At 63.2% G+C, this 22,517-nt stretch carries 19 protein-coding genes and 2 pseudogenes; 12 read left to right on the top strand and 9 right to left on the bottom strand.

What is annotated here, in order from left to right; all coding sequences use genetic code 11:
• Positions 1–100: 100 nt before the first annotated feature.
• Both ABWV89_RS14965 and ABWV89_RS14970 read right to left on the bottom strand, forming a co-directional pair.
• Positions 101–664: pseudogene (locus tag ABWV89_RS14965) on the bottom strand (lysophospholipid acyltransferase family protein); the annotation flags it as partial.
• A gap of 335 nt (positions 665–999) precedes the next feature.
• A complete protein-coding gene (locus tag ABWV89_RS14970; protein ID WP_353398418.1) occupies positions 1,000–1,602 on the bottom strand; it encodes a CDP-alcohol phosphatidyltransferase family protein in 603 nt (200 codons plus the stop codon).
• Between the two features lie 340 nt (positions 1,603–1,942).
• Between ABWV89_RS14970 and ABWV89_RS14975 the strand changes: the two genes are divergently transcribed.
• From ABWV89_RS14975 to ABWV89_RS14985, 3 genes are all read left to right on the top strand, one after another.
• Positions 1,943–2,812, top strand: a complete 870-nt coding sequence (locus ABWV89_RS14975; protein ID WP_353398421.1) for an outer membrane lipoprotein-sorting protein — start codon at positions 1,943–1,945, stop codon at positions 2,810–2,812.
• 111 nt (positions 2,813–2,923) lie between these two features.
• The gene (locus ABWV89_RS14980) at positions 2,924–4,225 is read left to right on the top strand and encodes a porin family protein (protein ID WP_353398424.1); all 1,302 of its coding nucleotides are present in this window, start codon (positions 2,924–2,926) and stop codon (positions 4,223–4,225) included.
• A gap of 94 nt (positions 4,226–4,319) precedes the next feature.
• Positions 4,320–6,653 carry an efflux RND transporter permease subunit gene (locus tag ABWV89_RS14985; RefSeq protein WP_353398427.1) on the top strand — a complete coding sequence of 778 codons (2,334 nt, stop codon included), beginning with the start codon at positions 4,320–4,322 and terminating at the stop codon, positions 6,651–6,653.
• A gap of 30 nt (positions 6,654–6,683) precedes the next feature.
• Here ABWV89_RS14985 and ABWV89_RS14990 read toward each other — a convergent pair whose 3' ends face one another.
• Positions 6,684–8,042, bottom strand: a complete 1,359-nt coding sequence (locus ABWV89_RS14990; protein WP_353398430.1) for a carbonic anhydrase — start codon at positions 8,040–8,042, stop codon at positions 6,684–6,686.
• Positions 8,043–8,212: 170 nt separating this feature from the next.
• Here ABWV89_RS14990 and ruvB point away from each other — a divergent pair, with 170 nt between their 5' ends.
• Positions 8,213–9,259 carry a Holliday junction branch migration DNA helicase RuvB gene (gene ruvB / locus ABWV89_RS14995; protein WP_353398433.1) on the top strand — a complete coding sequence of 349 codons (1,047 nt, stop codon included), beginning with the start codon at positions 8,213–8,215 and terminating at the stop codon, positions 9,257–9,259.
• Between the two features lie 34 nt (positions 9,260–9,293).
• A complete protein-coding gene (locus ABWV89_RS15000) occupies positions 9,294–10,940 on the top strand; it encodes a rhomboid family intramembrane serine protease (RefSeq protein WP_353398436.1) in 1,647 nt (548 codons plus the stop codon).
• Positions 10,941–10,977: 37 nt separating this feature from the next.
• Here the strand turns inward: ABWV89_RS15000 and ABWV89_RS15005 are convergent.
• The 6 genes and pseudogenes from ABWV89_RS15005 to ABWV89_RS15030 all read right to left on the bottom strand — a co-directional run.
• Positions 10,978–12,048 (bottom strand): annotated as a pseudogene (locus ABWV89_RS15005) (sterol desaturase family protein); the annotation flags it as partial.
• 84 nt (positions 12,049–12,132) lie between these two features.
• Entirely contained in the window at positions 12,133–12,774 is a 642-nt protein-coding gene (locus ABWV89_RS15010) for a histidine phosphatase family protein (protein ID WP_353398439.1), read from the bottom strand.
• 110 nt (positions 12,775–12,884) lie between these two features.
• Complete coding sequence (locus ABWV89_RS15015; RefSeq protein WP_353398442.1) at positions 12,885–13,583, bottom strand: DUF4136 domain-containing protein; 699 nt, start codon at positions 13,581–13,583, stop codon at positions 12,885–12,887.
• A gap of 53 nt (positions 13,584–13,636) precedes the next feature.
• Positions 13,637–14,692 carry a tRNA 2-thiocytidine(32) synthetase TtcA gene (gene ttcA / locus ABWV89_RS15020; protein WP_353398445.1) on the bottom strand — a complete coding sequence of 352 codons (1,056 nt, stop codon included), beginning with the start codon at positions 14,690–14,692 and terminating at the stop codon, positions 13,637–13,639.
• A gap of 215 nt (positions 14,693–14,907) precedes the next feature.
• A complete protein-coding gene (locus tag ABWV89_RS15025) occupies positions 14,908–15,276 on the bottom strand; it encodes a dihydroneopterin aldolase (RefSeq protein ID WP_353398447.1) in 369 nt (122 codons plus the stop codon).
• Between the two features lie 34 nt (positions 15,277–15,310).
• Positions 15,311–16,105 carry an SDR family oxidoreductase gene (locus tag ABWV89_RS15030; protein ID WP_353398449.1) on the bottom strand — a complete coding sequence of 265 codons (795 nt, stop codon included), beginning with the start codon at positions 16,103–16,105 and terminating at the stop codon, positions 15,311–15,313.
• A gap of 85 nt (positions 16,106–16,190) precedes the next feature.
• Between ABWV89_RS15030 and ABWV89_RS15035 the strand changes: the two genes are divergently transcribed.
• The 7 genes from ABWV89_RS15035 to ABWV89_RS15065 all read left to right on the top strand — a co-directional run bounded on the left by ABWV89_RS15035 (position 16,191) and on the right by ABWV89_RS15065 (position 22,514).
• Positions 16,191–17,381, top strand: a complete 1,191-nt coding sequence (locus ABWV89_RS15035; protein WP_502903238.1) for a class I SAM-dependent methyltransferase — start codon at positions 16,191–16,193, stop codon at positions 17,379–17,381.
• 19 nt (positions 17,382–17,400) lie between these two features.
• Complete coding sequence (locus ABWV89_RS15040) at positions 17,401–17,595, top strand: DUF2905 domain-containing protein (protein WP_353398450.1); 195 nt, start codon at positions 17,401–17,403, stop codon at positions 17,593–17,595.
• A 99-nt stretch (positions 17,596–17,694) separates the two neighbouring features.
• Positions 17,695–18,144, top strand: a complete 450-nt coding sequence (gene trxC, locus ABWV89_RS15045; RefSeq protein ID WP_353398453.1) for a thioredoxin TrxC — start codon at positions 17,695–17,697, stop codon at positions 18,142–18,144.
• 130 nt (positions 18,145–18,274) lie between these two features.
• Positions 18,275–19,288: a glucokinase gene (locus tag ABWV89_RS15050; RefSeq protein ID WP_353398456.1), complete on the top strand. Its 1,014-nt coding sequence runs from the start codon at positions 18,275–18,277 to the stop codon at positions 19,286–19,288.
• 176 nt (positions 19,289–19,464) lie between these two features.
• Positions 19,465–20,712, top strand: coding sequence for an ABC transporter substrate-binding protein (locus ABWV89_RS15055; protein WP_353398459.1), 1,248 nt, complete (start codon positions 19,465–19,467; stop codon positions 20,710–20,712).
• 70 nt (positions 20,713–20,782) lie between these two features.
• Entirely contained in the window at positions 20,783–21,667 is an 885-nt protein-coding gene (locus ABWV89_RS15060; protein ID WP_353398462.1) for a carbohydrate ABC transporter permease, read from the top strand.
• Positions 21,657–22,514, top strand: a complete 858-nt coding sequence (locus ABWV89_RS15065) for a carbohydrate ABC transporter permease (protein ID WP_353398465.1) — start codon at positions 21,657–21,659, stop codon at positions 22,512–22,514. The genes ABWV89_RS15060 and ABWV89_RS15065 overlap by 11 nt, the downstream gene beginning before the upstream one ends.
• The last annotated feature ends 3 nt before the right edge of the window (positions 22,515–22,517 follow it).

Consider the following 22,517-nt stretch of genomic DNA (forward strand, 5'->3'; position numbering starts at 1 on the left):
GATGGCCCGGGTGGTCCGGGTGATCCGTGTGCGTGGACGGCTTATCGGGGTGATGGCCGGTCTCGGGCATGGCGTTCGGCGGGGTTTCGCCGTCTTCCTGATCATGGGGTGGCCGCATGGCCAGCATGGCAGCACGGGCGCGTGCCATGAAATCGTCCTTTTCTTCTCCGTCGATCCACTCCAGGCGTGGACCGAAGCGCACGGCGCATGCCAGTGGCACGGGCACCACCGCACCTTTGGGCAGGACGCGCTTGAGGTTTTCGATCCAGACCGGGACCAGTCGCACATGCGGACACTGGCGGGCAATGTGGAAGATACCGCTCTTGAGGGGCAGCAACTCCTCTTCACCCATGTTGCGCGTGCCTTCGGGGAAGATGATGAGCGAGTCGCCCGCATGCAGGGCGGCGACGGCTTCGCCGACCGGGTCGCCGGATCGCTGGCTGCGGTCGCGCTCGATCAGCAAGGCATTGAACACGTCGATGCCGATGAACCGCTTGATTTTGCTGGTGAGCCAGTAGTCGGCGCCTGCCACGGGACGGGTGTTGCTGCGCAGGTCGGACGGAAGCGCTGCCCAAAGCAGCACGAAATCGGCATGGCTGGTGTGGTTGGCAAAGTAGAGCGTGGGCTCGGCCGCGGGCATGTTGCCGCTCCAGAACGCGCGCATGCCGGTGATCGCCGAGGCAATGCCCACGATCAGCTTGCCGACCAGTTGTGCCCCCAGCCGCGCGCCAGGGCTGTCGATGGCTTCGCGCCGCGGACCGGCTGCCCGGCCTACCTCAGGCATGGGAATCACTTCAGGAAGGTGGGCGTGGGCCAGTTCCAGGGCCTCGTCGGCGGGTGTCGGATCGACCTGCTCCTGCGCGTCTGCCGATGCCGATGCCGATGAAGTCGAAAATGGCGGTGCCTCGTCCTGAGCCTCACCGGCTGGATGGGCTGGCGATTGAGGTGCCGGCGGTACCGGCCCCAGATAAGGTTCGTTTCTGTCTTCAGGGGGGAAATTCATCCTGTCTCCTTCAGTCCCAGGCGGATGCGGCGAACAATGGTCCACCCCACCGCGACGGCCAGCAAGGGCATGACGGCGGCGCCCCACGGCGCAAGGGGTACGCCGAAGGCCACCAGGGTGCCCAGCAAGCCAAACACAAATGCCCGATCGCTCTTGCCCATCGGGCCATCGTAGCGACGCGTGGCGCCCACGGTAGGGCCAAGCGCACCCGCAAACTCGCTCATGCCTGCGAGCACGATGACCGTGCCGACGGCAAAGGGCTGAAACGGAGCGACCAGTGCAAAGGGCGCATAAAGCGCAGCGTCGGAGATGACGTCGGTCAATTCGTTGAGATAGGCGCCCAGCTTGCTGGCGTGGCCATGCTCACGGGCGAGCATGCCGTCCACGGCGTTGAATGCCATTCGCACCAGCATCCACACCGGTATGGCCAGAAAAGCCATGATCGGTGGCGCTGCGAAGAACAGCCACAGGCCGATGCCAATGGAAATAGCGCAGGCGCTGAGCGTGACCTGGTTGGCGGTCACGCCCCAGTCATGCAGACGCTGAACGCCGGGGCGCAGCAGGGCCTGGAATTGGGGTTTGATTTTGTAGATGGACACTGTTGTGGTCTCCCATGGCGCGCACCCACCTGGGGCGCGCAACCTGTGGGCATTGTAGGCAAGCTGGCTTCGAGGGTGTCCGCAGCCCACATGGGCCGGCGACGGCTCGCACCACGGGTGCCAGGAAGGGCCTTGAGCGCTGCGGGGCACCTGGCGTGTTGCGTTCTTGCCATCTGCTCTCACCTTTGGTGCAGCAAATCGCGCCGCCAGGCCAGGGTGGCGTGTACGTTCAAATCGCCCCCGGGGTCTCGCCGCCATAATGATTTTTTATCACTTTTTGGCCATTCGCCAGCGGACCAGGCTGTGCGAGAGGGCCGGTCTGCCGGGGAGACAGAGTTTCATGCCTAGCCATCAAAGCAAGGGATCAGCGAATGTGTGGCAACGCCGCGAGCTGCTCGGCCTGGGTGTCGGGGCCTGCCTGAGCGGTGCGCTGGCAGGCTGGCCGGCGGCGGCGGCCCGGGCGGCCGGCAATGAGGCAAGCGACGGAGCGCAGCTGGCGCAAGCGCTGTATGACAGACCCTCGGGTCAGGACGCGACATCGCGCGTCGAAATGGCGCTGTCCGCTCCAGGCAAGAGCACCCGTTTGCGAAAGATGGTCCTGTTTCGCCGGGAAGGCGAAGCGGGTGCCACGGCGTCCATGATCCGCTTCATCGAACCGGCCGATATCGATGGCACAGGCCTGCTCACCCTGACCGATGCCGACGGCGAGACTGACCAGTGGATCTACCTGCCGGCCATGCGCCGTGTACGCCGGGTCGACAGCAGCCGCCAGGGCGGCCGCTTTGTGAACTCCGACTACTACTTTGAAGATCTGCGCGAGCGCAAGCCATCGAAAGACGCCCATCGCATCCTCGGCGCGGAAACGGTGGCGGGCGTGTCATGCCAGGTGCTGGAGAGCGTCCCGCTGGACCCGGAAAGCTCGGTGTACGTCCGCCGTGTGGCATGGGTTGACCCGCAGCGGCTTCTGGCCTTGAGGGTGGATCTGTACGAGGACGGGCCCGATCAGCCCACCAAGCGGCTGACTGCAGGGCGCATCGAGAAGGTCCAGGGCTTCTGGTCGGTGATGGACAGCACCATGACCGATCTCACCGACGAGAGCCAAACCCGGTTGCAGGTGGAAAAAATGGTCTACGACCAGGGCCTGCCCGAAAGCCTGTTCAGCTCTCGCGCCTTGTCGCAGGAGCGGCGAGACAGACAGTACCGGCCATGATGTGCAGCTCAAGCTCAGTTGACCCAGCGCACTGAGCAGAGCCAGCACACAACAAGCCACAAAAAACAAACCACAAACACGACACCAACAGCATCCCCGAAGGAGACCCACATGCTTTTCACGATTGCCAGCCCGATCCGTCCCGCTTGTCGCTTGAATCCACTGGTGGTGGCAGCCTTGGTAACGGCCGGTTGTGCGATGACAGGCGCGGTGCAGGCGCAAGGCGTCGAGACCCGGCTGGATCTGGTCCGCGTGGAAGCCGCCGGCCTCATCGATCATCCGGACGCCAAAGCTCTGCTGGACGCGCGCCTGGCGGCATCGGCCGAAGGTGGCAGCGGCGACTGGACCTACAGGCTTGGCGCGCAGCTGGATGCACAGGGGCAGACCGGGGACCGGGACTTTGACAAGGTTTCCCTGGACTACACGGAGAACTATCTGCGCTGGGCAGGCAGCGACACCATGCAGGTGACGGTCGGCACGCAGAAAGTCCTGTGGGGGCGGGTGGATGAGGTCTCGCCCATTGACCGCCTCAGCCGTGCAGACCTGACCCGCGGCATGCTCGACCGCCTGCCACAACGCCGTCGAGCCGTGCCCGCCATCCGGGGCGAGTATTTTGGCGATGGCATGAAGCTCGATGCGGTGCTGGTGCCCGTCTTTGACGAGGCGGTACTGCCCGAGGCGGAGAGCATCTGGAATCCGATCGATACCGTGCGTGGCCGCATGCTGGGTGTGGGTAGCATGCCGGCGCTGGTGGGCGCACGCGTGGAAGGCCCCGCTGACGAGAAGGTTGGCGGTGGTGGCCTGCGCTACACGGCCGAAGGTGACGGGTTTGACTATGGGTTCAGTGTGCAGCGCTCGCGCCAGTCCATGCCGTACTACCGGATGTCCGCCACACCGTCTGGCGTGGTGCTGCGTGAAACCCATCCCTGGAGCACGGTGGTGGGCGCAGAGCTGGAGGCGCAGCAGTGGGGTGCGACCTGGCGCATGGAAGCGGCCTGGTCGAGTGACGTGCCCTTGACCACAGCCCAGACCTTCCAGTACCGCACCGACCCCGGTTACGACCTGGTGGTGGGCAGCGAGTTCTTCCCGGGCGACGCCGAAACCCGTGTGACCCTGCAGATGGCCATGCACAAGACGGCCACCGATCACGACGTGGTGGACCGCACCACGCAGTACGCCCTGACCGGGGAAGTGGAGCATCCTTTTGCCGAGGGGCAGTGGCAGATCAATTTCCGTTTCGCGCAGGGCCTCAAGGACAAGGACAGCTACCTGAACCCGCAGCTGACCTACAAAGGCATCGACCAGCACGAGTTCTACCTGGGGGCGCACCTGTTCAGCGGCGATGAAGACACCATGGGCGGCTTTTACCGCGACAACGACATGGTGACGGTTGGCTGGCGTGCGCGGTTCTGATGTGCACGGTTCCGATCCCGTCAGGAAAACCCCTTCCCGCGCAAAGCCTGAGAGCTGAAGCGCGGCAACCGCGCCCATTGTTTCTTCGTCTTCTGTGATCGACCAGCTTCACGACTTCTTTCTGCGTGTGGTGCGCCACCCCTGGTTCATGCGGGTGGCACAACCGCCCATCATGCGCTGGCGCAAGGCGGTGCTGATCTTTGTGCTGATCCAGATGATCGGCGGGGCTTTGATTGCCTTTCGCCTCAAGCTCGACAACGCACCCGACAACTACTTCCCTGTCGACTCACCTGCGAACGTGCTGGAGCAATCCTTGCGCAAGGACTTTCCGGGTGATGAGTTCATGATCGGGGTGTTCAAAGGCGATGACCTTTACACCGCGCCCAGACTCAAGGCCATAGAGGCCGTGGCGCAAGACATGGAAGACCACCCCTCTGTGGACCGGACGATGGCCGTCACGCGGGTGGATCACATTGCGAGCAGCTTTGACGGCTTTGTGGTCGAACCACTGGTCAATGTCAAGAAGCTGCGGCGGCAGTCTCCCGAAGACATCAGGGAGCGGGTGCTGGCCGACCGCTTTGTGCCGGGCTGGCTGGCCTCCAAAGATGGCAAGGCCTTGTCCATCGTGGTCCGGACCAAAGACCTCTCGGAAAGCCGTGAGCGACGGGAGGTGGTGGATGCCTTCAAGGCCTCCGTGAAAACACACGGTCTGGAGCCCGCGCTCGTGGGCGTGGCCGGTACCGTGCCGCTGGACTCGGAGCAGCTCGAATCCATGGTGGGGGACTCGACGGTGTTCACGCCTATCGTGACCGGCATTGGTTTGCTGCTGCTCTACTGGGTGGTGGGTAAACCGATTCCGGTACTCATCGCGGGCGCCGCCATGGGTACGACAGTGGTGTTTTGCGTGGGCCTGATCGCGCTGATCGGCCGCCCGTTCACGCTCGTGACGGCCATGGTGCCCACCCTGATATCGGCTTATACAGCGGCCAATCTGCTGCACCTGTACGCTGCCCTCAAGCGCATGCGCGACGCCGGCTTTCATCGCCCCAAACGGGTGGTGTTTGCCATGCAGGCGGTCAACACCCCGGCCCTGTTCAATGTGCTGACCACCGCAGCCGGCATGCTCAGCCTGACCCTGGTGCCGATTCCGCCCGTACAGTTTTTTGGTGTGGTCTGCGCCATTGGCGTGCTGGTGATCTACTTTGTGGTGTTCTACCTGGTGCCGCCCCTGCTGGTGAAGTTTGACCACGGGCCGTGGGGCGGCGACAGCGGTGGTTTTGCCTGGACCAAGCGCCTCTCGTTTGCCATGGCCCGCTTCAGCATGCGGCGCGCAGGCTGGGTGGTGGGCGTCCTCAGTGTGCTCATCCTGGCGGGCTCCACGCTGGTGTTCAAGGTGGAAGCCGAAACCGACCTGCTCAAATTCTTCCCGCCCGAGCACCGTCTTTCGGTAGCGACGAGCGAGGTGGAAAAGTCATTTGCAGGCGTGACCGCCATGGAAGTGGTGGTGGATGGCGCTGCAAGGGATACGTTCAAGAAAACCGACATCCTGCGCGTGATTCAGGCGGTGCAAAGAGACATCGAGCGCATGCCCGAGGTCGACCGGACTTTCTCTGTCATTGACCTGATGGAAGAGATGAACTGGGCTTTCAACGAGGAAGACCCGGCCTTTCGCGCGTTGCCCGATAACGACCGCATGCTCGCGCAACTGCTGCTCATCTACGACGGAGACGATCTGGAAGAACTGGTCGATCCCGACTACCAACGCATGCGCATTCAGCTCAACATGAACGTGCACGGCGCCAACGCCATCGAGGCGGTCATGAACAAGATCCAGGCCCGCATCGACCTGGCACAAACGCCCGGCTTGACCTGGCAGATGGCAGGCTTTGGCCGCATGTTTGCCGACCAGGAAGACTTGCTGGTGCAAGGGCAGGTGCGCAGCTTTACCGGCGCCTTCTTGCAGATTTTCTTGATCATGCTGCTGTTGTGGCGCACCTTCCCCGCAGCCGTGATCAGCATGCTGCCCAATCTGGCGCCGCTGCTGTTTGTGTTCATGCTCATGGGTGGCGCCGGCATTCACCTGGACATGGCCACAGTGCTGATCGCCGGTGTGGTGCTGGGCATCACGGTGGACGACACGATCCACCTGTTCCACCAGTACCAGTTGCGCCGGGAGAAGGGCCTGGGCGTGGTCTTCTCCATCGCGCGCAGCATCGACGTGGCAGGCAAGGCCGTGCTGGCCACCTCAGTTCTGCTGGTCGCTCAGTTCATGCTGCTCACCGCATCGAACTTCGTGCCTTCCGTGCACTTCGGCCTGCTCACCGCCACGGGCCTGATCGCCGGTCAGGTTCTGGAGCTGGTGTTGCTGCCTGCCTTGCTGGTGCTGTGGGGGCGAATGCAGTTCAGGCAGAAGTGGTTGCGGGTTTGACCACAGCCAAACCCGGGAGCGCCACTTGCCTCACATCCCTTCCCGCACCAGTCGCCCATTGAGCTCCTGTGTGGGGCGGGCGTTCATGGGGAAGATCCGGCTGAAAGCCCTGAGCTGTTGCGGGCCTACCGTCACAGGCTGCTTGATCACCAGCCAGAGCACGCCTTCTGTGCATGGCGGCGTGGTCAGTGAGCCCATGAACTGAAAATAGCGTTGGTCCGATGGCAGCAGCTCGAACAGATCCACGGTTTCGTCGGGCAGGCCGACGCGGTCGTTCACATCCAGCGGCATGTGGGTCCAGACCTTGCGCACGAGGGGGTTTTCGTGGCCGACATCCATCAGGATGGCCACCACAGCCAGCTGGCCAGCCTGGTTCTTGTGCACCAGGTGCGCCACCATGGCGAAACCCTTGTAGTTCACTTTTTCCTCCGCCGGGTGGTGGAAGTGGAATTGCACCAACTGGTACACGTCGCCGCGCACCTTGATGTAGTTGTGCCCCATGGGGTTGACCTGGATGGTGTGGCCGTTGTTCACCACGTTGCCGCCGCTGGGCATGTAGTGGAACTCGATCGGCTCCGCCGGGCCGGGCATGGCGTCCATGGACTGGATGTGAATGGGCGACTGGCGTTGGCCTGAATCGCAGGTGCTGAATTCAGGCTTCATGCTGCCCCAGTTGGCCGGGCCGGTTTCACCGGTGTAGTCCCAGTGGGCGACGGCGCTGTGGGCCTTGTGGGTCTTCTTGTTCTTTTTGCTGTGTGCCCTGGTTTTGCCGTGTGGCGCGTGTGACGTCTGCTTCTCGCGGGGGGAGATGACCTCGATATGGCCGCCACCATGGCTGTCCCCTGGAGCGTCGGCGGCGTCTTGGGGCCTGGCGGCGGCCATGGCCGCATGTCGCTCTTCCAGGGTTTCGTTGCCGATGAGCAGTGTCATTTCGCCTTTGCCGCCGCTGTGCTTCTCCACGATCTTGCGCAGGCGCTCTGCCACGGCGCGGGGGTGATTGGCCGGCAGTTCGGGTTTGTCTTCGGCCGCTGGCGTGGCCTCTGCATGGGGCTTGTTTCCGTGTGCGTCCTTGGCGTGCTCCGATGCATGCTCCGTGGCATGAGCGTCAGGCTTGCGCGCATCGCTGTTGTGCACCGGCTTTTCCTCGTGCCCTGTGTTGTGCGGCTGAGCAGCTGCAGGCGCGGCGTGAGCTGCATCGTGATCGCTGCCATGTCCGCCAGACTCGGCAAGCGCCTTCGTCATGAACAGGAAGCTCAGTCCCAGGCCAAAGCCGGCAATCATGATCCAGCGTGAGAGCCGTCTCCATTGCATGGGTGTGGCCAGTGCGGCGGTCTTGGCGGCCGGGCGCAGGGCCTGGCCTGGCTGTGGGTGCGTGGGTCGCGTGTTCATGGTGTTCGCTTGCCAGGGGTCGAAGAATGCGGACGGGCGTGGGATCCCGGGCCCGTTTTGCATGATTTATCGGTCTGTTGGGGGCCGGACTTGAGTCGGGCCGATGTCGCCAGCGGGCGATATGCGCCTGTATAGTCGGGGAATCCATCCCCATTTCAGCCCTTCAGACCGTGAGCATTCAGACCGACGACTTTGAGTCGGCACCCCGTGTGGTGTCGGCGGCCCCGGCTTCGCCCAAGGAAGAGGCTCTGGAGCGTGCACTGCGCCCCAAGCTGCTCGATGAGTATGTGGGCCAGCACAAGGTGCGGGAGCAGCTGGAAATCTTCATTGGCGCGGCCAAGAAGCGCACGGAAGCGCTGGACCATGTGTTGCTGTTCGGCCCCCCGGGTTTGGGCAAGACCACGCTCTCGCACATCATCGCCCAGGAGCTGGGCGTGAACCTGCGTCAGACCAGCGGCCCGGTGCTGGAGAAGCCCAAGGATCTGGCAGCTTTGCTGACCAATCTGGAACCGAACGACGTTCTCTTCATCGACGAGATCCACCGGCTCTCCCCTGTGGTGGAGGAAATCCTTTACCCGGCGCTGGAGGACTACCAGATCGACATCATGATCGGCGAAGGACCGGCAGCGCGCAGCATCAAGCTCGATCTGCAGCCTTTCACCCTGGTGGGGGCCACCACCCGCGCCGGCATGCTCACCAACCCGCTGCGCGACCGCTTCGGTATCGTGGCGCGGCTGGAGTTCTACACCGCTGATGATCTGGCCCGCATCGTGACGCGAAGCGCAGGCCTGCTGGAAGCGCCGATCGACGCCGATGGTGCGTTCGAGATTGCTCGCCGCTCACGCGGCACCCCGCGTATTGCCAACCGTCTGCTGCGCCGCGTGCGCGACTATGCCGATGTGAAAGGCACAGGCCACATTTCCAAAGACATGGCCAGCAAAGCCCTGACCATGCTCGATGTGGATCCGGAAGGCTTTGACCTGATGGACCGCAAACTGCTCGAAGCCGTGATCCACCGTTTCGACGGCGGTCCGGTGGGTCTGGACAACATTGCCGCGAGCATCGGCGAAGAGCGCGACACGATCGAAGACGTGATCGAGCCGTACCTGATCCAGCAGGGCTATCTGCAACGCACCCCCCGGGGTCGTACCGCCACGCTGGCGGCGTATCGTCACCTGGGGGTGGCACCGCCGAGCAGGGAGGGCGGGCTTTTCTGAAGCCCAGGGAAAGCGACGTCGTGGAGTCATCTTGGTGTTGACGCCTCAGCACATGCCTCCCGGCGGCTGGGCGTTTCACGCGCCGTTGCGCGGGTCCACGGTTTTTGTGGTGGCGGTGATGCTGGCCTTTGCGGCGCTCTGCGGCTGGGTCGGGTTTCGTTGGCCGGTCTTGCGGCTGGCGATCTGGTCGATGGGGCTGTTCGTGGTTTTTGGTGCGTACTGGCTGGTGCGACCGATGTTGAGTTCCCGGCCCTGGATCACCGTGAGCGAGTCCGGCCTGGGGGGCCATGCGGTTTCTGGCGGGCTTGTTCCATGGGCGGCCATTGACGACGTTCAGGAGGGCCGGGGCAGGCAGCCGCACATTGTGGTGAAGATCAAGGGCAAGCGATTGCCCAAGACACTGAGGCTTGATGTGCTGCCCGCGCAGAACCGCGACAAGGCGGTGCAAGCGGCCGTGGCGGGGTTTGTGCGATTCGGCGGTGATCATGCGATGCGCACGCTGGTCAGGCGACATCAGGAAGAAGCAGAAGTGGATGCATTGAGAGAGCAAGTCAATGATGGGGCGGCCAGCCCGTGGACTCTGTACGCGCTGATGGCGCTGAACATCGGGGTGTGGTTGCTCAACGTCTTCTCGGGCATGGACGCCATGCAACCCGACCCGGCTGACTTGTTCGCCTGGGGCGCCAATTCGAACTGGGCTGTGCTGCGCGATGGCGAGTACTGGCGTTTGGTCACGGCGGCCACCTTGCATGGCGGCCTGATCCACCTGGGTTTCAACATGTTCATCCTCTGGCAGATTGGCCGGCTGATGGTGCAGTGGTACGGCAATGGCCAGTTTCTTCTGATCTACTGGGGCTCGGCTTTGGCTGGCAGTGCGCTGAGCCTGCATTTCTCGGCCGTGGATGGTGTGTCGGTGGGGGCGTCTGGCGCAGTGTTTGGTGTGGTGGGCGCTTTGCTCGCCGGCATCTGGCAACACCGACGGCAGCTGCCGTCCAGCTTCGTCAAGCCGATGCTCACCTCGCTGGCCATGTTTGTGCTGCTCAACCTCGCCATTGGTTTGCGTCCAGGCATCGACAATGCGGCGCACATCGGTGGCCTGGTGGCTGGAGCGGTGATGGGCTGGCTGCTGGTGGAGCGGGTGCAATGGCGTGCGACGCGAGGTCAGCGCAAGTTTGGCTGGCTGGCCTCGGTGCTGGTGGTGGGTGCGGTCACTGGAGGCCTCCTGGCCACGGCCAGATCGGAGCAGGCCACCAACCACCGCGAGCTCTTTGCGTCGATCAACATCATGCGAGAGGGCTTGCCTGCTTTCCTGAAGGCCAACGAGGCGCTGGCTGCCGACAGCCGCGCGTATTCGGCCAAGGCCTTGTCTTCGCAGGCGTTTGATCAGGCGATACAGGCAACCCATATTCCTGCCATGGAAGCCGTGGCTGCCCAGATCGATCAGGAGCTTCGCCGGTATGAGGGCGTGGCGCCGCCCGCCGCAGTTGCGCTGAAGGACCTGGCTTCGCTGAGGGCACAGGCCATGCAACTGGAGCATCGCATGCGGCAGCAGGGTGAAAACCGGGCCGATATTCGCTGGCGCCTGGAGCAGACCCTGGCGGAGCAAAACCGGACCATTGCGCTCTTGCGTGAGCTGGGTGTGCTGGCGCCAAAAAACGGCGCGGAGGCTAGCGCGCGCTGAGATGGCTGGCGGAAGCCTCTGGCTGCCGTCGTTGCCTCTGCATCAGTGCACCAATCACCCACAGGGCGGAAGACAGCGTGGCCAGGCCAGCGAGTTGAACCGGTAGGCTCCACAGGTGAGCGTTCCACAGGAACACCAGTACCCCCACCAGCACGGCGGCAAAGCCCATGGCCGAGAGCCATTGCACAGGGCGCGACATGGGCGGCGCGTACCGTTGCACGCGCGTGATATCGAACGCGGGCTTGGGAAACCGCTCTGCCACGTCGGCGGGGCGCCATCCGGGTGGCATCAGCCAGACCTTGAGCTTGTCTGCCCATGAACGGGCGTGCCAGCTGTCCTCGGCGAGTGCCGCGTAAACCTCTGCGTTGGCCCAGACCGGGTCCCAGCTGTTGAGCGGTGATCGCGTGCCATACACACAGGGTTCGTTCAGGTCTTCGTCTTCAAACGTGCCAAACAGCCGGTCCCACAGGATGAGGATGCCGCCGTAGTTTTTGTCGACATAGCGGTCGTTGACGGCATGGTGGACGCGGTGGTTGGAGGGTGAAGCAAATACGCGGTCAAACCAGCCCAGCTTGGGCACATGCTCGGTGTGAATCCAGAACTGATAGAGCAAATCGATCATGCCCACCACGGCGAACACCAGCGGCGGCACGCCCAGCACGGCCATGGGTACATAGAAGATCCAGGCAAGCAACGGGTAGGTCACCGGCTGGCGCAGGGCGGTGGACAAGTTGTAGTCCTGGCTTTGGTGGTGCACCACATGCGCCGCCCACAGCACTGCCATTTCATGGCCTTTGCGGTGCAGCCAGTAGTAGCAGAAATCGTAGAACACCAGCGCCACCAGCCAGCCCAATGGCGAGAGCCAGAATGCTTCGGACTGCGGCAAAAGGTTCAGGTGCGACTGAGCGAATACATAGATCGCGACCGTGAAGATGGGGGTGAGGAAGGCACCCGTGAGCTGGCTGAACATGCCCAGTCCCACGCTGGAGATGGCATCGGCCAGGTGGTAGGTGTTGCGCTTCTTCAGTAGCCCCCAGGCAAATTCCAGTGCCATCAGCCCCAGAAAAACCGGGGTGGCAAGGACGATGATCTGGCCAGGCGTGAGCATGGCCTATTCTCGGCCGGTTTACCCGTGGTGCCACCGGCATCTTCCCTGAGTGCCTGGTGCTGGGAAGCGGGTCATGCAGCCTGTTCAGACGGTGTTCTCGTCCAGGGAGCCAGTGTCGAGGTGGAAGGTGTCTCCCCAACCGACCAGGGTGAGGCCCTCGGGCGACCACAGCAGGCGGTTGATGGCGGCATTGGCCAGTTGCCAGCTTCGGGGTGCTTGCAAGTCCACACGGGTAGCGGCGCGGTAGAAGTGGTCGAGCACGCCGCCGTGGGCCACCACCAGAACCTGTTCGCCCCGGTGGCGGGCGGCGATGTCGGTCAATGCCTGAACCACGCGGTCGCGAACCTGCACCAGAGATTCTCCACCGGGTGGCGCGTAATCGGGCACGCGGGTTCGCCATTGCTCGGACTCATGCGGATGGTCCTCGCGCAGTTGCTGCCATGAGCGGCCTTCGTATTCGCCGAAGCAGCGTTCGCGCAAGTCGCGCGTGGTCTTCACTGCCTTCCCATGCCGGTCGGCCACTGCCCGGGCTGTCTCGCGTGCGCGGGCAAGGTCGCTGGCATAGAAAGCGGCAATGTCCTCGTCCGCCAGGGCGTCTGCCAGCCGTTCGGCCTGCCAGCGGCCGGTGTCATTGAGGTCGATGTCGGTGTGGCCCTGGATGCGGGCAGCGGCATTCCAGGCGGTTTCGCCGTGGCGCACGACCAGCAGTCGCGTCACAGAATCCATGGGGCGCGGCCAGTGGGGTCAGGGAGGGGGGAGCAGGGTGCCATGGTCGGAAAGGGTACCACTGTTGGCGCACCGGTCGAGCCTGCTTCTGTGCTCCGTGCGGTGACAGCTCAGCGCTGCAAATCCGTGTTGATCACACGAGGCCCTGCAGGGGGAACGGGAAAGCCGTCCAGTGCAGCGTCCATGATCGTTTGCCAAAGACGCGTGGTGTCGTTCCAGCGGCCGTCGTGCGTGGCATGGGTCTCGTAGACCACCTTGCCGCTGTCGCGGTCGCGAATCAGTACCGAGACTTTGCGGACGTAATAGGGCGAATAGCCGCCATGCAGACCGAACGAGGTCCAGACGTGGCCGCCTCTGCCACCGATGCCAATGCCAAAGCGCGAGCCCCATGGGTCCCAGGGGTCTTCCAAGGGTGCGCGAGCCAGCACCACCGTGCCTCCGCTGATTTGCACCAGCCAGCGCGCAGGCGTGGCGTCGGCAGCTGCAGTCCACCCGTGTCGCATGAGGCTGTTGGACGCTGCGGCTTCCAGCATGGCCTGGGAAGGCGAAGGACCGGCGCTGGTGGCCTGCTGTTGCGAAGGCAGGCGGTCGAACTGATAGGTTTGTGGTGCTGCCGGCACCACAGGGGGTTGGGCTTGCGGGTCGGCACTGGCGGGCTGTGGCCAACGCGCATAGCTCTGGACTTCGCTGTCGACGCGAAAGGTGCTGGCACAACCGGTGATCGCCAACACCATGAAGACGAGTGCTGTGGCTCTGGCGGCGCGCGTCTTCGGGCAGAAAGAGTGGTAGCGGTGTGCGGTGAGCTGCATGAAGGCGGTCTCCGGGTTCAGAGGGTGTGTCCCGTCGGCCTTCCTTGGTCAGCTCAGCGGGACGCTATGGGTATGACTGTTCTGGGGGCGCCAGGGTTCCCGCCGTCGGCAGCCTCAACTGCTGCGCCTTCGTCGCTGTCAGCATCGCCGATGGCGGCGGGGTCAGGCCGTGAGAGGGGCAGAGGCTCGTCGTCAAACGCCTTGTCGCCTTCGTCGTCCGCCACGCCGGTGGCCTTGACCGCGGTGAACGGGAACAGGCCGGTGTCCATGAGGTGGCTGGGCACCACGTTTTGCAAGGCGCTGAACATGTTGTCCAGGCGGCCCGGGAATTTCTTTTCCCATTCGCGCAGCATGTTGCCGACCTGCACGCGTTGCAGGTTTTCCTGGCTGCCGCAGAGTGAGCAGGGGATGATGGGGAACTGGCGGTGATCGGCCCAGGCAATCAGGTCTTTCTCGGCCACATAGGCGAGCGGGCGGATCACCACGTGCTCGCCGTTGTCGCTCACCAGTTTGGGTGGCATGCCCTTGAGCTTGCCGCCAAAGAACATGTTGAGCATCAGCGTTTGCAGGATGTCGTCGCGGTGATGGCCGAGCGCAATCTTGGTCGCGCCCAGCTCGTTGGCCACCCGATAGAGAATGCCCCGGCGCAGCCGGCTGCACAGGCTGCACATGGTCTTGCCCTCGGGAATCACCTTCTTGACGATGGAGTAGGTGTCCTGGTTTTCGATGTGGTATTTCACGCCCAGCACGTCGAGGTAATTGGGCAGCACGTCGGCCGGGAAGCCTGGCTGCTTCTGGTCCAGGTTGACGGCGATCAGCTCGAAGTTCACCGGTGCGCGGGCCTGCAGCTTGAGCAGGATGTCGAGCATGCCGTAGCTGTCTTTGCCACCGGAGAGGCAAACCATGATGCGGTCGCCTTCCTCGATCATGTTGTAGTCCACGATGGCGCGGCCCACTTCACGGCACAGGCGCTTTTCCAGCTTGTGCGCTTCGCGCTGCGCTTTGGCAGCACTGTTGGGCTTGGCGCCCACGCTGGCACTCCAGGCGTTCTCTTGCGGCTGGGTGTTGGCGTTGTCTTGGGCAGAGGAAGAGGTGGCGGGCATGTCCATGGTGGCGCAGTGGAGCGACTGCCTACAGGAGGCCAGTCGGATCAGACAGGAAATCGGTCGTGGGGCGCCAGTCAGCAGCGAGCAGGGTCGCGCGAGCCGGGCATCAGGGCCGTACAGAGCCAGCTTTCGAGCGGCCCGTTCAGGCAGGCACCTGGATGCAGCGCCAAACCTCTATTGTCGCCGATTGTCGGCTTTTGCGCCAACCCGGCGCGGGCCTACCACTGCCCGCTTTCCATCCGGATGGCGACTTCGCAGTCTTCAAAAATCTCCAGCTTGGCGATCTTCACACGCACGCCGATCACGCCGGGGAGCTGCATGAGGCGCTGCGCCAGCTTTCCGATCAGGCTCTCCAGCAGGTTCACATGCTCGGCCGTGCATTCGTCGATGATGATCTGGCGCACCTTGCGGTAGTCCAGCACGTGGCTGATGTCATCGTCGTGCGGCATCAAAGGCTGGGTGCCCTGGTTCAGTTCCGCATCCACCTGGATGGGCTGCGGCTTGACCTTTTCGTGGTCGAGGATGCCGAGGTTTGCGTCGAAGCGCAGACCTGTGAGGGCGAGGATTTGCGTGCCGGCGTGGTTCATGTGGTGCAGAGATGGCGGGTCTGGGTAGGCGGCTTCACATCAGTGAAAAGTCGCGGTCGAATCGCATGAGGTGCTGGCCACCGTCGACCATCAGCGTGGTGCCGGTGATGGAACGGTTGCGCAGGGCAAAGGCCACTGTCTCGGCCACGTCTTCCGGGGTGGAAGACCGCCCGAGGGGGGACTGTTTGTGCAGCTCGGCAAACTTCTCGTCGCTGAGCATGTGGCTGGTCAGGGTGAGGCCGGGCGCCACGCCCACCACCCGGATGCGCGGTGCCAGCGCCATGGCCAGCATGTTGGTGGCCGATTCGAGTGCAGCTTTGGACAGCGTGTAGCTGAAGAAATCGGGGTTGAGGTTCCACAGCTTCTGGTCCAGCAGGTTCACGACAGCACCGTCGCGCTCGCTTTCGGCATGTTTGAGATGGTCATGCAGGGCTTGCGCCAGCAATACAGGGGCAGCCGTATTGGTGCGAAAGTGCATGTCCATGGAGGAGGTGTCGAAGGTGCGGGCGCTGTCGTGCTCGAAGACAGATGCGCTGTTGACCACGGCATCCACCCGGCCGAAGTGCTTCACCACCGCGGGGATCAGCTCGCGCACGCTGGCTTCATCGGACAGGTCGGCATAGAAGGCCTGTGCAGAGACTTGGCCTTTGCCCTCGGTCTCGCAGTCCAGAGCTGTCTGCCTGGCCTCCATGGCGGAGAGACGGTGGTGCACAGCGACGTTCCATCCCTGGCGGGCCAGCGTCAGTGCGACCTCACGGCCCAGCCGTTTGCCGGCACCGGTGACCAGTACCGTGCGGGTGGCAGTAGGAAAACGCTGAACATCGGTCATGTCGGGATGTGGCCTGCGTGGAACAGTGATAGTGGGGCGGCGGTGTGGCTGTTGTGTGGCAGAAGTGTGTCAGGGTTGAATCGGCCTGAGCGACAATCGGGGCGTGACTGCCCAGAATCCCGCCTCTTCCGATCGGCCCTCTGAAAATCCTGCTGCTTCGCCAAGTGTACCGAGCGAGCTGCTTTTGCGCGTGAAATCGGCCATTGCCGGTGCGGGCGGCTTTTTGCCGTTCGATGCCTTCATGTCCATGGCCTTGTACGAGCCTGGGCTGGGCTACTACAGCAACAGCACGCCCAAGTTTGGCCATTTGCCGCAGGGTGAGGCAGGGCAGGGCAGCGATTTTGTGACGGCGCCAGAGCTGACGCCTGTGTTCGGTCACACCCTGGCACGGCAGGTGGCGCAGGCCATGGAGTCCACCGGTGTGGACGAAATCTGGGAGTTTGGAGCCGGTACCGGCGCGTTGGCACTGCAGGTGCTGGAGGCGCTGGCGGCGGCGGGCAAGACGCCTGCGCGATACAACATCGTCGACCTCTCTGGCAGCCTGCGCGCACGCCAGGCGCAGACCCTGGCTGCCCACGCCACAGTGGTGCATTGGGCCGATGCCTTGCCCGATCGGTTCGACGGCATTGTGCTGGGCAACGAGGTGCTGGACGCCATGCCGGTGCAACTGCTGGCCCGCCTGAACGGCCAGTGGCACGAGCGCGGTGTGGCGGTCAACGATGCCGACGGGCAGCTGTGCTGGGCCGACCGCCCGACCGGGTTGCGGCCACCATTGGAGATCGGCGGAGCACAGGACTATGTGACCGAGATCCATGCCCAGAGCGACGCTTTTGTCCGCACCCTGTCGGATCGCTGGCAGCGTGGCGCAGGCTTTCTGATCGACTACGGCTTCCCGGAAGCCGAGTACTATCACCCCGAGCGCCACATGGGCACACTGGTTTGCCACAAAGGCCATCAGGTGGACCACGACCCGCTGACGGATCTGGGCCTCAAGGACATCACTGCGCACGTCAACTTCACCGGCACCGCGCTGGCGGCGCAGGATGCGGGGCTGGGCGTGATGGGTTACACCTCGCAGGGGCGATTTCTGATCAACTGTGGCATCGTTGATGTGGCGGCAGGCTTCGATGCCAAAGAGCAGGCCCAGATGCAGAAACTGGTGATGGAGCACGAAATGGGCGAGCTGTTCAAGGTGCTGGCATTGGCGCCGGCGGCGAGCACTGGCAGCTGGGTGCCCATGGGTTTTGTGGCGGGCGACCGCACCCACCGGCTCTGATCGCGAGGACAATCACTCCATGATTCGCTGGCTCATTGTTCTGTTCCTGGCACTGGTGGTGTTCAACTGGCTTTGGCCGTACATGAACAAGATCGGGCTGGGCAAGCTGCCGGGCGATTTCCGCTTCAAGGTGTTCGGACGGGAGTGGTTCATCCCGCTGGCTTCTTCCATCTTGCTGAGCCTGATTGCCGGTGCGATTGGCAAATTCGTCTGATACTCCCGGGTGTAGCTATTGAAAGCCGGGAAAATGGCACCACGTGTGGGGTATTGAAGCCACTTTTGCCCTGACGTCAACGGTCAGGCCATTGCTGCCATGTCTGCGAATTCGTCTTTGCACATTGTTTGCCCCCATTGCCAGGCCACCAACCGGGTTCCCTCTGAACGCCTGGGCGCTGACCCGGACTGCGGCCAGTGCCACAAACCCCTTTTCACCGGTCATCCGGTTGCACTGTCCGAGGCGGCATTCGACAAGCAGGGGCAACGGTCGCAAGTGCCGCTGCTGGTGGATTTCTGGGCGCCATGGTGTGGGCCTTGCCGAATGATGGCGCCGCAGTTCGAGGCCGCCGCCCGCGAGCTGGAGCCAGCTTTCCGGCTGGCCAAGGTCAACACCGAAGAAGAGCAGAACCTGGGCGCGCGATTGCAGATTCGCAGCATCCCGACGCTGGCCTTGTTTGTCAGTGGCAAGGAAGTGGCGCGCCAGCCGGGCGCCATGGGCAAGGCCGACATCGTGCGTTGGGCGCGCGCAGCTGCTGCGCAGCGCTGATTCCAGCCCGCTCCCGTTTGCTTTACCTGGCGCAGCGCCATAATGGGGCGAAGCTGCGTCGGGCGCGTGTCTTGCATGCGTCGTCAGGCGTCCCCCTGTGCCTGTATGGCCATTGAATCGCCGCGACTGCATGACCGCTTCTTCCGCTCCATCTGCTGCCTCCGTTTCTGCTCAGCACACCTTGTTTCCTCGTTTGCTGGCCGATGTGGGCGGCACCAATGCGCGCTTCGCGCGACAGGCGGCGCCGGGCGCACAGCTGGAGGACATTCGAGTCCTGCCGGGTGATGACTTTGACTCCCTGCAGGCAGCCATTGAAGCCTATCTGGAGAGCGTGCCGGTGTCGGAACGTCCCAGGGCTGCGGCCATTGCCATCGCCAATCCGGTGACGGGTGATGAAGTGCGCATGACCAACCGCGACTGGGTGTTCTCGCAAAAGGCCATGAAGGAAGCGTTGGGGCTGAAGCTGTTGCGCGTCATCAATGACTTCACGGCGCTGGCATTGGCACTGCCGGATCTGGCGCCGGACGAACTCAGGCAGATCGGCGGTGGTGCCGCCCGCCCGGATGCGGCGGTGGCGCTGGTCGGGGCAGGAACCGGCCTGGGGGTTTCGGGCCTGGTGCCCAATGGTCATGGCGGGTGGGCCGCTCTGGCGGGTGAAGGCGGTCATGTGAGCTTGCCGGTCGAGACCCCACGCGAGCGGCTGGTGGCCGATGGTCTGGTCGCCGAATACGGGCATGCCTCTGCCGAACGGCTGCTCAGCGGCCAGGGGCTGGCTGATGCCTGCCGAATCCTGTGCGAGGCCGACGGCGTGAAGCCTGAACAAATACCTGCCAGTGCAGCCGACGTGACCCGGCTGGCATTGTCTGGCGAACTCCCTCAGGCGCAAGAAGCCCTCACGATGTTTTGCGCGCTGCTGGGTTCGGTAGCGGCCAACGTGGCCCTCACATTGGGCGCACAGGGCGGGGTGTACGTGGGTGGCGGCATTGTCCCGCGCCTGGGCGGCTGGTTTGACCGCAGCCCGTTTCGCCAGCGGTTCGAGGCCAAGGGGCGCTTCGCCTCATACCTAGGACAGATTCCGGTCTGGGTCATCATGGCCAAGGATTCGCCAGCCTTGCTGGGTGCTGCACGGTCGCTCGATCATTGACCGCCATGCACCAATAAGGCGCCTTTTCGCGTCCCTAAGTGTTTTTCCGGATGTGTGTGTTAAATTAATTAATGAACAATTAATTTTTCGGTGCAAACCGGTACCAGACCGGCAAGCGTCCTGATCCCAAGGGCAGCCCGATGGGTGGCCAGTTCACAACAAACGGAGACAAACACATGAAGCTCAAGCACTTGGTGAGTGCGGCCGTGGCCGCCTGCGCGATCAACACAGCGATGGCTGGCGAAGTGGAGGTGCTGCACTACTGGACCTCTGGCGGTGAGGCCAAATCGGCTGCTGCGCTCAAGAGCATGCTTGAGAGCAAGGGTCACAAGTGGAAAGACTTTGCCGTGGCCGGAGGCGGTGGAGAGAATGCCATGACAGTGCTCAAGAGCCGCGCCATTTCCGGCAACCCGCCAGCCGCAGCACAGGTCAAGGGCCCTGCCATTCAGGAATGGGCGCAAGAGGGCATGCTGGCCAAGATGGATGCCGTGGCTGGCACCGAGAAGTGGGACAGCCTGCTTCCTGCCGTGGTGGCTGATGTGATGAAGTACAAGGGCAGCTATGTCGCAGCCCCTGTCAACGTTCACCGCGTGAACTGGATGTGGGCCAACCCTGACGTGCTGAAGAAGGCAGGGGTTGAAGGCATGCCCAAGACCTGGGACGAGTTCTTTGTCGCTGCCGACAAGATCAAGAAGTCGGGTGCTGTGGCTCTCGCTCACGGCGGCCAGAACTGGCAGGACTTCACCGTGTTTGAAAGCGTGGCTCTGGGCGTCGGCGGCGCGCAGTACTACGACAAGGCACTGGTCAAGCTCGACGCCGCAACACTCAAGAGCCCCACGACCACCAAGGTGCTGGAGACTTTCCGCAAGCTCAAGGGCTATACCGACGCAGCCTCTCCTGGCCGCGACTGGAACCTGACCACTGCCATGGTCATTCAGGGCAAGGCCGGTTTCCAGTTCATGGGTGACTGGGCCAAGGGCGAGTTCACCGCCGCTGGCAAGAAGCCCGGCAGTGGCTTCCTGTGTGCTGCAGCGCCCGGAACAGCCAACGCCTTCACCTTCAACGTCGACTCCTTCATTCTCTTCCAGCTCAAGGACGCAGAAGCCCAGAAGGCTCAGCAGGCGCTGGCCTCGGCCATCCTGAGTGACGAGTTCCAGGAAGTGTTCAACCAGAACAAGGGTTCCATCCCGGTTCGCCTGGGACACGACATGGGCAAGTTTGACGACTGCGCCAAGCTCTCGGCCAAGGACTTTGTGTCCACCTCCAAGAGCGGCGGTCTCGTGCCTTCGATTGCCCATGGCATGGCCGTGGCACCGGCAGCGCAGGGCGCCATGCAGGATGTCGTGACCCAGTTCTGGAACGACGACAAGATGAGCGTGGCTGACGCACAGGCCCGCCTGACCAAAGCTGCAGCCACCCGCTGAATCGGCGGTACGACTGGCTTGAACAGATGCTCCCCTGGCGCGACCGCCAGGGGCATCTGCTTGCATTGACATGACGACTTCCCGCTCTGCCGAACAGTGGCTGCCCAAACTGGTGGTCGCGCCTGGCCTGCTGTTGGGCTTTGCCTTCATCTATGGCCTGATGATCTGGAACGGTGTGCTCTCTGTGAGCGCATCGCGCATGCTGCCCAACTACGAGTTCGTCGGGCTGGAGCAATACGCGCGCCTGTTCGAGATGGACCGATGGTGGGTGGCGCTGCGCAACCTGGGCATCTTTGGCACTTTGTATGTGGGCGGTGCCATGGCGCTGGGCCTCTTGCTGGCGGTCCTGCTCGACCAGAAGGTGAGGGCAGAAGGCGCGCTGCGCACCATCTACCTCTACCCCATGGCACTGTCGTTCGTGGTGACCGGCACTGCGTGGAAATGGATGCTCAACCCGAGCCTTGGCCTGCAAAAACTCATGCACGATCTGGGCTGGGAGAGCTTTTCTTTCGACTGGCTGGTCAGCACAGACTATGCCATCTACTGCGTGGTGATCGCCGGCATCTGGCAGTCGGCCGGCTTTGCCATGGCGCTGTTTCTGGCCGGCCTGCGCGGCATTGATGACAGCATCATCAAGGCAGCGCAAATCGACGGTGCGTCCTTGCCGCGAATCTACTGGCGCATTCTGCTGCCATCGCTGCGGCCGGTGTTCTTCTCCACCATGCTGGTGCTCTCGCATCTGGCCATCAAGAGTTTCGACCTGGTCACTGCGCTGACGGCAGGAGGGCCGGGCTACAGCAGCGATCTGCCGGCCACTTTCATGTATTCGGTCGCCTTCACCCGAGGGCAGCTGGGTTTGGGCGCTGCCAGCGCTACCGTCATGCTGATGACCGTGGCCGCGATTGTGGTGCCCTACCTGTATTCGGAGCTCAGGACAAAAGCCCATGAGCACTAAATTCACATTCGCCCGGGCCGTGATCTACGTGGCCTTGCTGATCGCTGCTGTGGTGTTTCTGGCGCCACTGTATGTGATGCTGGTGACGTCCTTCAAGGACGCCGAGGAGATTCGTGCGGGCAATCTGCTTTCTCTGCCCGGCGCATTGCGCTTTGACGCCTGGTCGGCGGCCTGGAGCAGTGCCTGCACGGGCGTCGACTGCAACGGCCTCAAACCGTTTTTCATGAATTCGGTGACCATGGCGGTGCCGGCGGTCTTGCTCTCCACCCTGTGGGGCGCCATCAATGGCTACGTGCTCAGCCTGTGGAAGTTCCGCGGCAGCGAGCTGCTGTTCGGCATGCTGTTGTTTGGCGTGTTCATGCCGTTTCAGGTGGTGCTGCTGCCGATGAGCCAGGTGCTGGGCATGCTGGGGCTGTCGTCGTCCATCGCCGGCCTTATCTTCGTGCACCTGCTCGCTGGCATGGCGGGCACCACGCTGTTCTTCCGCAATTTCTACGCAGGTGTGCCGCGTGAGCTGATCAGCGCTGCGCGCATCGACGGTGCGGGTTTCTGGCGAATCTTCTGGCGCATCATCTTTCCCATGAGCACGCCCATCATCATGGTCACGCTCATCTGGCAGTTCACCAACATCTGGAACGATTTCCTCTTTGGTGTGGCCTTCAGTGGCGGCGACAGCAAGCCGGTGACGGTGGGCCTGAACAATCTGGCCAATACCTCCAGCAGCGTCAAGGCCTACAACGTCGACATGGCCGCAGCGCTGATTGCGGCACTGCCCACGCTGGCCGTCTACGTGCTGGCTGGCCGCTTCTTCCTGCGCGGGCTGACCGCTGGCGCTGTCAAGGGCTAGGCC

It is taken from the genome of Hydrogenophaga sp. 5NK40-0174 (genome assembly GCF_040372165.1).
Taxonomy (GTDB): domain Bacteria; phylum Pseudomonadota; class Gammaproteobacteria; order Burkholderiales; family Burkholderiaceae_C; genus Hydrogenophaga.